This is a genomic window from Methylocystis echinoides (genome assembly GCF_040687965.1).
Lineage (GTDB): Bacteria > Pseudomonadota > Alphaproteobacteria > Rhizobiales > Beijerinckiaceae > Methylocystis > Methylocystis echinoides_A.
In genome coordinates this window covers 3596492-3610040 of record NZ_CP156084.1, presented here as the reverse complement: position 1 = coordinate 3610040, position 13549 = coordinate 3596492, and the positions used below count along the sequence as shown (strand labels likewise).

General features: G+C 65.0%; 14 protein-coding genes and 1 tRNA gene. 6 read left to right on the top strand and 9 right to left on the bottom strand.

Features of this window, described 5'->3' with window-relative positions:
- Positions 1-47: 47 nt before the first annotated feature.
- Together RVU70_RS17790 and RVU70_RS17785 are read left to right on the top strand one after the other, a co-directional pair.
- The gene (locus RVU70_RS17790; protein ID WP_363348718.1) at positions 48-497 is read left to right on the top strand and encodes a hypothetical protein; all 450 of its coding nucleotides are present in this window, start codon (positions 48-50) and stop codon (positions 495-497) included.
- A gap of 157 nt (positions 498-654) precedes the next feature.
- Positions 655-1041 carry a DUF2267 domain-containing protein gene (locus tag RVU70_RS17785; RefSeq protein ID WP_363348716.1) on the top strand — a complete coding sequence of 129 codons (387 nt, stop codon included), beginning with the start codon at positions 655-657 and terminating at the stop codon, positions 1039-1041.
- A gap of 48 nt (positions 1042-1089) precedes the next feature.
- Here RVU70_RS17785 and murJ read toward each other — a convergent pair whose 3' ends face one another.
- Positions 1090-2643, bottom strand: a complete 1554-nt coding sequence (gene murJ / locus RVU70_RS17780; protein WP_363348714.1) for a murein biosynthesis integral membrane protein MurJ — start codon at positions 2641-2643, stop codon at positions 1090-1092.
- A gap of 120 nt (positions 2644-2763) precedes the next feature.
- Here murJ and RVU70_RS17775 point away from each other — a divergent pair.
- A tRNA-Arg gene (locus RVU70_RS17775) sits at positions 2764-2840 on the top strand.
- A gap of 25 nt (positions 2841-2865) precedes the next feature.
- On the opposite strand, the gene RVU70_RS17770 is transcribed toward RVU70_RS17775, so the two are convergent.
- The 3 genes from RVU70_RS17770 to RVU70_RS17760 form a co-directional block, all read right to left on the bottom strand.
- Complete coding sequence (locus RVU70_RS17770) at positions 2866-3666, bottom strand: hypothetical protein (protein WP_363348712.1); 801 nt, start codon at positions 3664-3666, stop codon at positions 2866-2868.
- A gap of 94 nt (positions 3667-3760) precedes the next feature.
- Positions 3761-4084: a PepSY domain-containing protein gene (locus tag RVU70_RS17765; protein WP_363348710.1), complete on the bottom strand. Its 324-nt coding sequence runs from the start codon at positions 4082-4084 to the stop codon at positions 3761-3763.
- Positions 4085-4157: 73 nt separating this feature from the next.
- On the bottom strand, positions 4158-5126 hold the full coding sequence (locus RVU70_RS17760) for a glycosyltransferase family 2 protein (protein ID WP_363348708.1): 969 nt from the start codon (positions 5124-5126) through the stop codon (positions 4158-4160).
- A gap of 60 nt (positions 5127-5186) precedes the next feature.
- Between RVU70_RS17760 and RVU70_RS17755 the strand changes: the two genes are divergently transcribed.
- Positions 5187-6041, top strand: a complete 855-nt coding sequence (locus RVU70_RS17755) for a ChbG/HpnK family deacetylase (RefSeq protein ID WP_363348706.1) — start codon at positions 5187-5189, stop codon at positions 6039-6041.
- Here the strand turns inward: RVU70_RS17755 and nadC are convergent.
- The 4 genes from nadC to nadA form a co-directional block, all read right to left on the bottom strand.
- Positions 6038-6889, bottom strand: coding sequence for a carboxylating nicotinate-nucleotide diphosphorylase (gene nadC, locus RVU70_RS17750; RefSeq protein ID WP_363348705.1), 852 nt, complete (start codon positions 6887-6889; stop codon positions 6038-6040). The genes RVU70_RS17755 and nadC overlap by 4 nt on opposite strands.
- 464 nt (positions 6890-7353) lie before the next feature.
- The gene (locus RVU70_RS17745) at positions 7354-8889 is read right to left on the bottom strand and encodes an L-aspartate oxidase (protein WP_405044824.1); all 1536 of its coding nucleotides are present in this window, start codon (positions 8887-8889) and stop codon (positions 7354-7356) included.
- Between the two features lie 12 nt (positions 8890-8901).
- Positions 8902-9537 (bottom strand): DUF4202 domain-containing protein, encoded by a 636-nt coding sequence (locus RVU70_RS17740; protein ID WP_363348701.1) that lies wholly within the window; start codon positions 9535-9537, stop codon positions 8902-8904.
- A gap of 178 nt (positions 9538-9715) precedes the next feature.
- Entirely contained in the window at positions 9716-10789 is a 1074-nt protein-coding gene (gene nadA, locus RVU70_RS17735) for a quinolinate synthase NadA (protein ID WP_363348699.1), read from the bottom strand.
- Between the two features lie 312 nt (positions 10790-11101).
- Here nadA and RVU70_RS17730 point away from each other — a divergent pair, with 312 nt between their 5' ends.
- Positions 11102-12046 (top strand): aspartate carbamoyltransferase catalytic subunit, encoded by a 945-nt coding sequence (locus tag RVU70_RS17730; RefSeq protein ID WP_363348697.1) that lies wholly within the window; start codon positions 11102-11104, stop codon positions 12044-12046.
- 43 nt (positions 12047-12089) lie between these two features.
- The gene (locus RVU70_RS17725; RefSeq protein ID WP_363348695.1) at positions 12090-12437 is read left to right on the top strand and encodes a hypothetical protein; all 348 of its coding nucleotides are present in this window, start codon (positions 12090-12092) and stop codon (positions 12435-12437) included.
- Positions 12438-12558: 121 nt separating this feature from the next.
- On the opposite strand, the gene cysK is transcribed toward RVU70_RS17725, so the two are convergent.
- The gene (cysK, locus tag RVU70_RS17720; RefSeq protein WP_363348693.1) at positions 12559-13539 is read right to left on the bottom strand and encodes a cysteine synthase A; all 981 of its coding nucleotides are present in this window, start codon (positions 13537-13539) and stop codon (positions 12559-12561) included.
- Positions 13540-13549 lie beyond the last annotated feature (10 nt).

Sequence of the window (13549 nt, the reverse complement as noted above, 5' to 3'; positions counted from 1 at the left end):
CGAAGCCGCGACATTTCGCTTCCTGTAATCCCCAAGGGAGGGATATCATGGAAGAGCTGACCAGACGCGTCGTCGAGTCGACGACGCTCGATCCCACGATCGCCAAGGCCGCTATCGGCCATGTCCTCATGTTCCTGCGGGACGAGGTCCCCGAAGGACATGTTGGAGAGTTAATCGACAAGATGACGGGCGCCCGAGAGGCCGTCGCCGCCGCGCAGGCGAAAAGCGACGGGGGCGTGACGCAGGCGATTGAAGGCATGACCAGCTTCATGGGGCATGGCCGCGCCGACCTCAACATTCTCATCGGCAAGCTCGCCAATCTCGGTTTGAGCGCGGAACAGAGCCGGCGCCTGCTGGAAGAGACATTGGCGCGCGCCGAAGTTTTAATCGGCGCCGAAGGCGTCGCCAAAATTCGGGCGATGCTGCCGGCGATGGCCGAGCGTTCCGGAATGGCCTCGCCGCCTGGCGAAGAAGGCGAGATGCGCCCGCGCGCATGACGAACCACAGTGGCGCGGCGTGGCCGCGCCACTATTCGATCTGCCGGACGCGCATTTGGGCGTTTCTCCCGTTCCGTTTGATCGACGCGCGTCGCGGCGAACGCTTGCAATTCCGGTTGCTGGCGGCGAGACTTCCGAAAAATGCGGGGGAATCGATATGGATGAATTGATTGCGCGCGTCTCTACGGCGATCGGGGTCGAGGCTGGCGTCGCGAAGACCGCAATCGGTCAGGTGCTCGCGTTCCTGAACAAGGAACTGCCGGATGGCGCCGTTGGCGAGTTCTTCGACAAGGTTCCGGGATCGCGCGAGGCGGCCGATGAAGCCGCCGCGGGGGGAGAGGCGAGCGGCATGGGCGGCATGCTCGGCGGGCTTTTTGGCTCTGGCCTGATGGGCCTCGCCGGCAAGCTCAACGGCCTCGGCCTCGACATGGGCCAAATTCACAAGCTCGGCCATGAAATCTTCGGCTATGCGGAGACAATCATCGGCAAGGAGAAGGTGCAGCAGATCGCCAATGGGATCCCGGGGCTGTCGCAATTCATGTGACGTTGGGGCGGCGCTGTTCCTCTCTCCGCCGAACGGGGAGAGGAAGCGTCATGCTTTCCCGCGGCCGCGCAGCGTGGCGATCCCGACGCCTGCGGCTCGCATCACGCCGGCGAGCACAGCGCCGTAAACAACGGCCCCCACGGCGCCGAGAGTTAGTAAGGCCACGAGATTGGCAAGGGCGCCGAAATGAAGCGCGAAGGCGAGGGCGGGCGCTCGGCCGAAGATGGCGATGAGGGCGAGAACCGCGGTGGCGATAAAAGTCGCGCCGAGCGTCTTGGCGAAGACGCCGTCGAACTCCATGAAGCCTTCGGCGATGGCGAGGGCGACCAGCGCGGCGAGATTGATCCACAGCCCGACCGATGTGGCCGTCGCGAGGCCCACGGCGCCGAGCGAGCGGAACAAAGCGACTTTGAGCGCCACATTTACGGCGAGCGCGGCGAGCGCGATTTTCATGGGCGTCGAGGTGTCGCCGCGCGACTGGAAGCTTGCGCGCGCCGAGGCGATCAGCACCAGCGCCATCAGCCCGGCGCCATAGGCGGCGAGCACGTCCCCGGCGGCAATGGCGTCGCCGGCCGTGAATTTGCCGCGCATGAACAGGCCTGCGACGATCAGCTCCGGCAGGGTGTCGAAGGCGACGAAGAAGGGCGCCGTCAGCGCGATGGTGAGCGCCATGGTGCGGCTTTGCGCCTGATGCGCGCCCGCGACGTCGCCGGAGGCGATGCGACGGCTCATCTCCGGCAGCAGCACCGTGCCGGCGGCGATGCCGATGACGCCGACGGGAAGCTGATAGAGCCGCTCGGCGTAGGAGATCGACGACACGCCGCCATCGGCGAGCATCGAAGACAAAATCGTATCGGCGAAGACGGCGATCTGCGGGCTCGCGGAGCCGATGACCGCCGGGCCCAACTTGATGAAGAATTCGCGCACACGGGACCAATGCGGCTTGCGCAGGCCCCGCAAGACGCCGATCTGCCGCGCGCCCCACATCAGCAGGCCGAGTTCGAGGGCCCCGGAAATGGTGATGCCCCAACTCGCCGCATAGCCGGGATTGGGGAAAAGCTTCGGCGCGACGACGGTCAGGGCCAAAGCCGCCATCACCGTGAGATTCATGAGGTTCGGCGCGAAGGCGGGCAGGGCGAACCGGCCATGGGCGTTGAGCGTGCCCATGTGCTGCGCGAAGAGGGTCATGAACAGGAGATAGGGAAAGGTGATGCGCGTCAGGCTGACGGCGAGGGCGAATTTCTCCGGCCGATCGTCGAGCCCCGGCGCCAGCAGACCGACGAATTGCGCCGCAAAGAGCCAGACGAGCAGCAAAATCACGATCTGCGAGGCGAGGAGCAGCGTATAGACCTCCCCGGCGAATTCCTCGGCCGACTCGTCGCCTTCCTGCTCCAGCGCCTTGGCGTAGGAGGGGATATAAGCGGCGTTGAACGCGCCTTCGCCGAAGATCGCCCGGAAACTGTTGGGCAGGCGCTGCGCGATGAAAAATGCGTCCGAGACCGCGCCCGCCCCCATAATCGCCGACTGCATCGCAAGCGACAGAAACCCCGTCACGCGCGAGAGCAGGGTGAAACCGCCGACGGAAAGAAGACTGCGAATCATAAATCCGCTTTTACCAAGATATTTTGCAAATTCTCCCTCTTTTCCGAGGGGCGCTCGGGCACCGGCGCCGGACGCGGGGCTACGGTCAGACGCAAAACTCTGCTAGAAGGCTGTCGGCGTGGCTCCGTAGCTCAGCTGGATAGAGCAACTGCCTTCGAAGCAGTGGGTCGCAGGTTCGAGTCCTGCCGGGGTCGCCAGAAAACCTGAGTAGTTCTCGCTAATTTATTTAAGCGTATTGTCCTGCTCATCAGGGTCAACGAAGTCGACATCAAACGCAATAATGAAGTTTCCATGCATAGGCGCTGGCGCCATAAGCTCTTCAACGGTTAAGCCGCTACGAGTTGACGCATTTTCGGCCTGTTTACAAAGCGATGCCTCCACTTGCTCGGAGATATTGCTAAGTCTTTGACGTAACAACTCTAGGACACGGTCAAATTCAATCGTCCAGTCGAAGGCTGTGAAAGAAAATTGGCATACAGGCGTTGCAAGTTGCAAGCAGTTTGGCAGAGGCCCAAGCAAGGTTTTGTTACCTTGAGTACTGCCTGAGGTAATCGAGAAAATGGTTGCAGCCTCTAAAACCGGCCCATCTCCAGTTAGCTTCACTTTATCGATTAGAACGTATGAAAGCACTCCAAATAATGGGGCTTGTAAGGATTTCTGCTTTGCTCGGTTTGGCAGGGTACCGAGAGGATGATCCATCTTGTTGCGCATGTGAGTTGCAGGCTCAGACAGCTCACAGAAGCTTCGTAGTTTTGACCCAATTCGGCCATTGGTGATCCGAGGGATCATCGTGCGAAGAATATGAAGCTGATCGACGATCGTCCAAGCATGAGCGAAAAGCGAGGTTCTTTCGCGTTCCGATGAACAAATAATCTTGTCGCCAAGCCTAGCGGTCGTCTCGCGTATAGAAGACCAGGCGAAATCTAGGACGTCAGCCGAAAATACTATGGCTTCGCAACGAAGCCGTTGGGCGGCATCAAGGTTGGCGGGCAAGCGTCGAAGAACAGATTCCTTGGCGAGCATAATATTGTTTTCCAGGGGACTTTGTCGCGATGCGGGTCGAGCTAAATTTTCAGCCTAGTCCCGCGTGCAGAACAATTCGTCCAGCCGATGAAGTTTATTCCTCTTTCCCCGGCTTATACTTCTTCACCTCCCGCGAAATCTCCGCCCCGGTCCGGGCGTCATATTCGATCTCGACCTTCCGGTTGTCCGGGGTCAGGATGTCGACCTCATAGATCAGCCGGCCGTGTTCCTGCTCCAGCTCGATCTCCTTGATCGTTCCGGCGACGGCGGCGCGGGCCTGATCCAGAATGCGCTCCATCGGCAGCACGCCATTGGCGTCGGCCGGGTAGAAGATGTCCGCGAGCGGGTCGGCGGAGACGGGGCTCGCCGCGAGAAGGGCGAGAGACGCCGCGGCGAGAAGCGGGTTCAGGCTTTTCATTTTTCCTCCTTGCGAGGCTCAAACGTTTTGAAAGGAACGCAGCTCGCGAGGATAGGCGGCGAATGGCGAACGCTCAAGCCGCCGCGTCGTCTCGCTTTCCGCCCTCGATCCGCTCGGCCACGAGATAGAGCGGCCGGCCTTTCACCTCGTTGAAAATGCGGGCGATATATTCGCCGAGGACGCCGAGCGAGATGAGTTGCACGCCCGAGAAGAAGGCGATCGACACGACGAGCGTCGGGAAGCCCGGCGTATCGACGCCGAAGAGCATGGTCCTGACCCAGTAATAGGCGGCCATGCCGAGCCCGAAACAGGAGATGGCGAGGCCGACATAGGTCCAAACCTTCAAGGGAATCGACGAGAAGGACATGATGCCGTCGAGCGCGAAGCTCATGAGGCGCGGCAGATTGAATTTCGAGGCGCCGCTCGCCCGGTTCTCGACCTCGAAGGGCACGCCGATGGATTTGAAGCCGATCCAGGCGAAGAGGCCCTTGTTGAAGCGCGCCCGCTCGCGCATCGACAAGAGCGCGTCGACCGCCTGCCGGTCGAGAAGCCGGAAGTCGCCCGCGCCCGGCGGCAGCGACACGTCGCCGAAGCGGTCGATGATTCTGTAGAAGAGCCGCGTCAGGATGGCGCGGAGTTTCGGATCGGCGGCGCGGTCGACGCGCTGGCCATAGACGTTCTTGTAGCCTTCGCGCCAGCGGGCGATGAACTGCGGGATGACCTCCGGCGGGTGCTGGAGATCGGAATCCATGATGACCACGGCGCGCCCGCGCGCTTCGTCGAGGCCCGCGGCGATCGCGACCTCCTTGCCGAAATTGCGCGAAAAGGAGAGAGCGCGAAACCGCGGCTCCGCCGAGCAGAGCGCGCGCAATTCGCTCAAGCTCTCGTCCTGCGAGCCGTCGTCGACGAAAATGGCCTCGAAAGCGATTCCCGCGCCTTCCAGCGCCGGGACAAGCCGGGCCGCGAGCGGCTGCAGATTCGCGCGCTCGTTGAACACGGGGATGACGACCGATATATCGGGGGGCTGAGTTCTGTCGTTCATGTCGCCGTTTCAAGCAGAAAATCGGGGCGCGGCATAGGCTGCAAACAGGAGGTTGGGGCAATGGCGAAAGACCGGATCATCGCCCTTTGCGCGGATGATTACGGGCTGTCCCATGGGGTCAGCGTCGGCATTCTGGAGGCGCTCGACGCCGGGCGCCTGACGGCGGTCTCCGCGCTCGTCAACGGACCGCGCTGGCCGGCGATGGGCCGCGAACTGCTCCGCCATTCGCGAAACGCCGATGTCGGCCTCCACTTCAACCTCACCCTCGGCCGCCCGCTCGGGCCCATGCCGGCCTTCGCGCCCACGGGGACGTTCCCGCCGATCGCGAAAGTGGTCCGCCTGGCGATGCGCGGCAAGCTGCCCATCGAGGAGATACGCGCCGAAATCGACCGGCAGTTCGACCGCTTCGAGGCGGTCATGGAGCGTCGGCCCGATTTCGTGGACGGCCACCAGCATGTGCATGGCCTCCCGGGCATACGCGACCCGCTGATCGAGGCCATGGCCGCCCGCAAACTCGCCGGTCGCGCCTGGCTCAGAAACCCCGGCGACGGGCTGCACCGCATCCTGCTGCGCGGCGCTCAGGCGCGCAAGGCGCTCGCCGTGCGGGGCCTCTCCGCGGGGCTCAAGCGCGCAGCGCAGCATCACGGCTTCGCCACCAACGACGGCTTCTCCGGCTTCTCCGATTTCCATCCGGGGAGGGATTACGCCAAGACCTTCGAAACCTATCTGCGCGCGCCAGGTCGCCGTCACTTGGTCATGTGCCATCCCGGCCATGTCGACGAGGAGCTCAAGGCGCAGGACTCGGTGACGATCACCCGCGAGCAGGAGCTCGCCTTCCTGCTCTCGCCGCGTTTGCCCGAGATGCTCGAACAGCGCGGGCTCAAGCTCGCGCGCCTCAGTGAGGCCGTAGCTTAAGCGATCTCGATATCCAGCCCGAGGTCGAGGACGCGGGCCGAATGCGTGAGCGCGCCGACGGAAATCAGGTCGACGCCGGTTTCGGCGACGGCCGCGACCGTCTCGAGCGTAATGCCGCCAGACGCTTCGCAGATCATGCGCCCGTCGACCAGCGCCACGGCCTCGCGCAGAAGGTCCGGGGCCATGTTGTCGAGCAGAACGACGTCGGCGCCTTCGGCGAGAACCTCGCGCAATTGATCGAGCGTATCGACCTCGATCTCGATCTTGGTGAGGTGGCCGACGAAAGCTCTTGCGGCGCGCAGGGCAGGGGCCACGCCGCCGGCGACGGCGATGTGATTGTCCTTGATGAGCACGGCGTCGTCGAGGCCGAAGCGGTGATTGGAGCCGCCGCCGCAGCGCACCGCGTATTTTTCAAAGGCGCGCATCAGCGGCGTGGTCTTGCGGGTGTCGCAGACGCGCGCCTTGGCGTGGGCCACGCGCTGCGCGTAAAGCGCGGTGAGCGAGGCGATTCCCGAGAGGCGGCCGAGATAGTTCAACGCGACGCGCTCGGCCGAGAGAATGGCGCGCGCCGATCCCTCGATGCGCGCGACAACCGCGCCGGGCTCGGCGGCGTCGCCATCGGCAAGCCAGGCTTCGAAGCTTAGGCCGGGATCAACCTGCGCGAAGGCGGCGCGGGCAAGCGGCAGGCCGGCGACGACGCCCGTCTCGCGCGCGGCGATGACGGCGCGGGCGGTCGCGCTCTCGGGAATGATCGCCTGGGTCGTGATGTCCCCGGCGCGGCCGAGGTCTTCGCTGAGCGCCGCGCGCACGGCGTCCTCGACGAGAAAGGGGGGAAGATCGAAACTCATCAGTCTGCGCCCTCGCAACGATGACGGTATAATTCCCCTCCCGCCTTGCGGGGAGGGGTTAGGGGTGGGGGGTCGCCAATCTTTGTTGTCGATGCGGCCTTTCCCCACCCGACCCCGCTTCGCGGGGCCACCCTCCCCGTGAAGGGGAGGGATTTGGATTGCACCCAGATGGCGCTCTGTCCCCCTCCCCCCTTGCGGGGAGGGGTTAGGGGTGGGGGGTCGCCAATCTTTGTTGTCGATGCGGCCTTGCCCCACCCGACCGCGCTTCGCGGGCCCACCCTCCCCGTGAAGGGGAGGGAATTGGATTGCACCCAGATGGCGCTCTGTCCCGCCCCCTTGCGGGGAAGGGCTAGGGGTGGGGGTCGACAATCTTTGTTTGCCCATGCAGCCTTACCCCACCCGACCCCGCTTCGCGGGCCCACCCTCCCCGTGAAGGGGAGGGATTGGTTCGCGCCGCCGGCTTCTCACGCGCCTGCCTCGTCCGCGATGCGCAAGGCGTCCGCCAGCGTCAGCCGCGAGCGATGCGCCAGGGCGGGATTGGCGTGCGGGAAGTCGGCGCGAAACTGCGCGCCTCTGCTCTCGGGCCGCGCGAAGGCGGAGGCTGCGATCAGCAGCGCGGTCGTCAGCATGTTGGAAATTTCGATGTCGCTGGTGCGCCCGGAGAGACGCCTTATCGCTTTCAGCGCGCCGGCGAGACCGGCGGCGTCGCGGATGACGCCGACATTTGCGGACATCAGGTCGCGCAGTTCCTCCACCACGGCGAAGTCCCGGTCGTGAATGGGCGACTCGGATCGATCCGCGGCGATGCGCAAATCGACGTCGGGCAGCGGCGATGCGGCGATGTCGGCCGCGGCGCGCGCGCCGAAGACAATCGCCTCCAGCAATGAATTGGAGGCGAGGCGGTTCGCGCCATGCACTCCCGTCGAGGCGACTTCGCCGATCGCCCAGAGGCCGTCGAGACTCGTACGCCCGCGCCGGTCCGTCCAGACGCCGCCCATGTGATAATGCGCCGCCGGCGCGATGGGGATGGGCTCAGTCACGGGGTCGATGCCCGCCGCCCTGCAGCTTCCGTAAACCGTCGGAAAGCGGCTGGGGAATTCAGCCCCTACGGCGGCGCGCGCATCGAGGAAAGCGCCATGCCCGGCTTTGATGCTCGCAAAGACGCCGCGGGCGACAATGTCGCGCGGCGCCAACTCCCCCGCGGGATCGACGTCGAGCAGGAAACGCCGCCCGTCGCGATCCACGATGGTCGCGCCTTCGCCGCGCAGCGCCTCGGTCGCGAGCGGCGCCGGGTCGGCGTCGATGTCGATGGCGGTCGGGTGAAACTGCACGAACTCCGCGTCGGCGATCATCGCGCCGGCGCGCGCCGCCATGGCGACGCCGACGCCGCGCGCCTCGACCGGATTGGTGGTGAGCCGATACAAGTGGCCGACGCCGCCCGTCGCCAGCACCAGCGCCGAGCAGGGGATGTCACAGAGGCGGCCGGAGGCGTGGCGAGCGCGTACGCCGACGACGCGCTGGCCGCGCATGATGATCTGCTGCGCCGAGTAGCCGTCGACCACAGTGACGGAACGGATCCGCGCGACCTCCCGCTCCAGCGTCTCCATGATGGCGCGGCCGGCGGCGTCGCCCATGACCCGCACGATGCGCCGGTGCGAATGCGCGGCCTCGCGCGAGGGCGCGAAGGCGCCGCCGTCGCGCCGGTCGAAGGGCGCGCCCATCGCGGCGAGATCCTCGACGCGGTCGCGCGCCTCTCGCGCCATGCCGAGCGCGACCTCGCGATCGACGATCCCGGCGCCCGCCGCGACGGTGTCGTCGGCATGCCGCTCCGGCGTATCGCCTTCCTCCACGGCCGCCGCAATGCCGCCCTGCGCCCAGTAAGAGGAGCCGCTCGAACCAACGGGCGTTGGCGCCAGGATGGCGACCGGGCGCGGCGCGAGCTTCAGCGCGCAGAAGACGCCCGCGAGGCCGCCGCCGACAATGACGATAGGAGGAAGCATTCCCGGCATCGGCTAATCGAGCGAGACGGCGGCGAGTCGCTCGAGCGCCGCCGCCTCCCGCGCCACGGCGGCCGAGACGAGCGCGCGGGCGCGGTCGGGCAGGGGCAAAGCGAGCGCCGCCGCATGCCCCTTGGGCGACATTTTGCACAGGGTCTTGCCGAGAATGTCGACGATCTTCTCGTCGTCATAGCCGTCGTATTTGGCGAGAAAGTCCTCGAAGTAATGTTCCAGGAAGACAACCGCGGCGACATTCTCCAAGGCCTGCGACTCCTTGTCTTTCTTCAGCTGCTCCTTGCGGATCAGCGCGCCGACATGGGCGATCGCCGCCTCGTCGTAGCCATGGGCGCGCATGATGTCCCCGGCGAGACGGGCGTGATGAGCGCGGCAGGCGCGCCGCCAGTCGTTGTAGCCTTTGCGTCCCTCGGGATAGTCGGCGCGTGGGATCTCCCAACGGCGCAGATGCTGCGCCCGGGCGGCGATCTTCAAAAGATCGGAGGCCTCCGGATAGATCGCCGCGAGACGCGCGCTCATGCGCTCGGCGTAGAGGGTCTCGAAGGCTTCGCCATCGACCTTGCGGGGATCCTCGGCGTTGGCGGCGTCGATTTCGGCGAGGGTGGCTACGAGAGATGGCATGTCTTTAGATGGCATGTCTTTTTTATCCCCTCCCCAACCCTCCCCCCGCTTTCGCGGGAAGAGGCGTCTGCCTGGATCACTTCGGCCTCATCCGAGGAGCGCGCGACGCGCGACGAGGCCGCCTCGCAGGTTTGTCAACAAACTGAGGCGTCTTTGTAGACGTCCTCTGGTGGGGGAGGGACGAAAGGGGCATTCACCCCAGATCGATCATCCGCTGCACGCTCCGCTTTGCGCGCGCCGCCGTCGCCGGATCGACGATCACTTCCTCGCGAATCTGCAGCAAGGCGTCGAGGATCTTCGGCAGAGTGATAAGCTTCATATGCGGGCAGAAATTGCAGGGCCGCACGAATTGCGTGCCCGTCGTCTCCGCCGCGATATTGTCCGCCATGGAGCATTCGGTGACGAGCATCACGCGCGCAGGCTTGGTGTTGCGCACATAGTCGATCATCGCCGCGGTCGAGCCGGAGAAGTCCGAAACCTCCACGACCTCGCGCGGGCATTCGGGATGGGCGATCACCTTCAGCCCGGGGTGGTCCGCCTTGAAACCGAGAATTTCCTCCGCCGTGAAAAGCTCGTGAACCTCGCAGGCCCCATGCCAGGCGATCACTTTCACCTTGGTCTGCGCGGCGACGTTCTGCGCCAGGAAGCGGTCGGGAACCATGATGACGCGGTCGACGCCGAGGCTCTCGACGACCTTCACCGCATTGGACGACGTGCAGCAGATGTCGACCTCCGCCTTCACCTCGGCGGAAGTATTCACGTAAGCCACGATCGGCACGCCGGGATATTCGCGGCGCAACGCGCGGATGTCGGCGGCCGTAATCGACGCGGCGAGCGAGCAGCCGGCTTTTGCGTCGGGAATCAGGACGGTCTTCTCTGGATTGAGGATCTTCGACGTCTCGGCCATGAAGTAGACGCCGCCCTGCACGATGACGTCGGCGTCGGACTGAGACGCGAGCTTGGCGAGCTGGAGGCTGTCGCCGATATAGTCCGAAACGCAGTGATAGATTTCCGGCGTCTGGTAATTATGCGCGAGGATCACAGCGTTGCGCGCCTTTTTGAGGTCGTTGATCGCCTTCACATAAGGGGCGTGGAACGGCCACTCGACCGGCGGGATGACCTTGGCGACGCGCTCATAAAGATGAGCGGTCGCGGCCTCGACTTCCGGCGTCCAGTCGAGATTCGGGCGGGGCAGCGTGGGAAAGCGGCGCTGTGGCGCACATTCCCGCGCGCGCGGAAGTTCGAGTTCGGCGGTAGGGAAGGTCATGGCTCCCGTGCCCTTCTTGTCCTTCTCGGTCTCTTATGCTCATTCTGAGTATAAGAGGGTCCTACAAAAACCCCGAGGCGGCGGCCGCCCGGAGCTCCCATTAGCCGAAGCTTAATGACAGGCGACGGCGCCTGCAACCCCGGCTTCACGCCCAGATATGCTCGGATGGAGCATAAATCAAGGCGTGGGTCGTGCCGGGCGCGACGATGCAACCGTCGTGCCCGGCCTCGCGCGCGAGGTCTGGCGCGGCGAAGCGGAGATTTCTTCCCGCCGCAGGTCGCGGCCCATGACAAAACTGCTATAGACGTCGCCATGCAGGCCGACGCCAGAACCTTTCCGCACCGCCATCTCCTCGGCATCGAAGGGCTCAAGCGCCCGGACATAGAGACGCTGCTCGACATGGCCGAGCAGGCGGTCGAGGTCTCGCGGCAGGTTGAGAAGAAGCGCTCGAATTTGCGCGGGCGCACGCAAATCAATCTGTTCTACGAGCCCTCGACCCGCACCCAGGCCTCCTTCGAGATCGCGGGCAAGCGGCTCGGCGCCGACGTCATGAACATGTCGGTGGCGCGCTCCTCCGAATCCAAGGGCGAGACGCTGCTCGATACGGCGATGACGCTCAACGCCATGCGGCCGGACATCATCGTCGTCCGCCATGCTCAGGCGGGGGCCGCCCACCTTCTGGCGCGCAAGGTCGATTGCTCGGTGGTGAACGCCGGCGACGGCGCCCATGAGCATCCGACCCAGGCGCTGCTCGACGCTTTGACGATCCGCCGCAACATGGGGCGCATCGAGGGGCTCGTTGTCGCAATCTGCGGCGACATTCTGCACTCCCGCGTCGCGCGCTCGAATATTCTGCTGCTGTCGGCGCTGGGCGCACGGCTGCGCGTCGTGGGCCCGTCGACGCTGGCGCCGGACAGCCTCGGCCGGCTCGGGGTCGAGGTGCATCATGATATGCGCAGCGGCCTCGCCGGCGCCGACATCGTCATGATGCTGCGCTTGCAGCGCGAGCGCATGTCGGGCGCGCTCACGCCGAGCGCGCGGGAATATTTCCACTTCTATGGGCTCGACGAGGAAAAGCTCTCCTATGCGGCGCCGGGCGCCCTGGTGATGCATCCCGGTCCGATGAACCGAGGCGTCGAAATCGATTCCGCCGTGGCGGACAGCTCGCGCTCGCTGATCCGCGAGCAGGTGGAGATGGGCGTGGCCGTCCGCATGGCCGTTCTGGAGGCTCTCGCGCAGCACCTCCCGAATGTGTAAGATCGCGCCAAAACCGGTCTAAGGACCTCAAAAGGGGTGCGAAATGCTCAAACTGCTCCGTTTCATCGGGCTCGTGTCGCAGTCAATCTTTCTCCAGTTTGTCCAACTTTTCGGCCTCGTCGCCTTCGCGGCGGCGGTGGCGCTCGGATGGTTCAGGCTGCCGTCCTGGTGGGTGCCGTTGCTGGCGGTGGGCTGCGGCGTCGTCTCGGACAAGTTTATGGATCAAAGCGCGCTGACCAGCCTGCTGGAGAAGGCCCACAACGCCAATCAGCGCGGCGGCTTTCTGATCGTCGTCTATTTCGTGATCTGCGCGGTCGGCTATGTCGCCGGCGCCTATGGCCGCCATTATCTGCGCGACAAGGGCTTCGCTGCGGCGGAATCCAAGAAGTAATCCGAGGCGGCCTCTTCCTTCAAGGACGCACGCTGGTGCAAAAGCCCCTCATGCCGAGGCGCCGCCGAAGGCGGCGTCTCGAAGCAGGAGGGGCGCTAGCGCGCTTTACAGCGGCCGTTTATCAAAGCCCTTCGAACAGCGCGGTCGACAGATAGCGCTCGGCGAAGGACGGAATGATCAGCACGATGTTCTTGCCTTCGGCCTCGGGCCGGTTGGCGATTTCCAGCGCGGCGGCCACGGCGGCGCCGGAGGAAATGCCGACCGGAATGCCTTCGACGCGGGCGAGGAGCCGCGCCGCTTCGAAAGCCGTCTGATTGCCGATCGTCACGATCTCGTCGATGACGCCGCGATCGAGGATCGGCGGCACGAAGCCGGCGCCGATGCCCTGAATCTTGTGCGGTCCCGGCGGCCGCCCGGACAGCACGGCTGAATCCTCGGGCTCCACCGCCACGACGCGCAGCGACGGGTTACGCTGTTTCAGCACCTGACCGACGCCGGTGATGGTGCCGCCCGTGCCGACTCCCGAAACGAAATAATCGACATGGCCGTTGGCGTCGTTCCAGATTTCCTCGGCCGTGGTGACGCGGTGGATTTCGGGATTGGCGGGATTTTCGAACTGCTGCGGAATGACCGCGCCGGGCGTCTCGGCGAGGAGTTCGGAGGCCTTGGCGAGCGCGCCCTTCATGCCCTGCGCCGCGGGCGTCAGCACGAGTTCGGCGCCCAGAAGCGCCAGCATCTTGCGCCGCTCGATCGACATCGACTCGGGCATGACGAGGATGAGCCGGTAGCCGCGCGCCGCCGCCACGAAAGCGAGCGCAATGCCGGTGTTGCCGGAGGTCGGTTCGATCAGCACGGACTGGCCGGGGGTGATCTTGCCGGCCTTCTCCAGCGCGTCGATCATGGCGACGCCGATGCGGTCCTTGACGCTGGCGATCGGGTTGAAAAACTCGAGCTTGGCGAGGAGATTGGCTTTGACGCCCTTTTGCTTGGCCAGGCGGTCGAGCCGCACAAGCGGCGTATCGCCAATGGTTTGGGTAATCGAATCATAGATGCGGCCGCGGCCCGGCTTGGCGGGCGGCGTGAAAGGCTTGTCGTTCGACATGTCCTGCTCC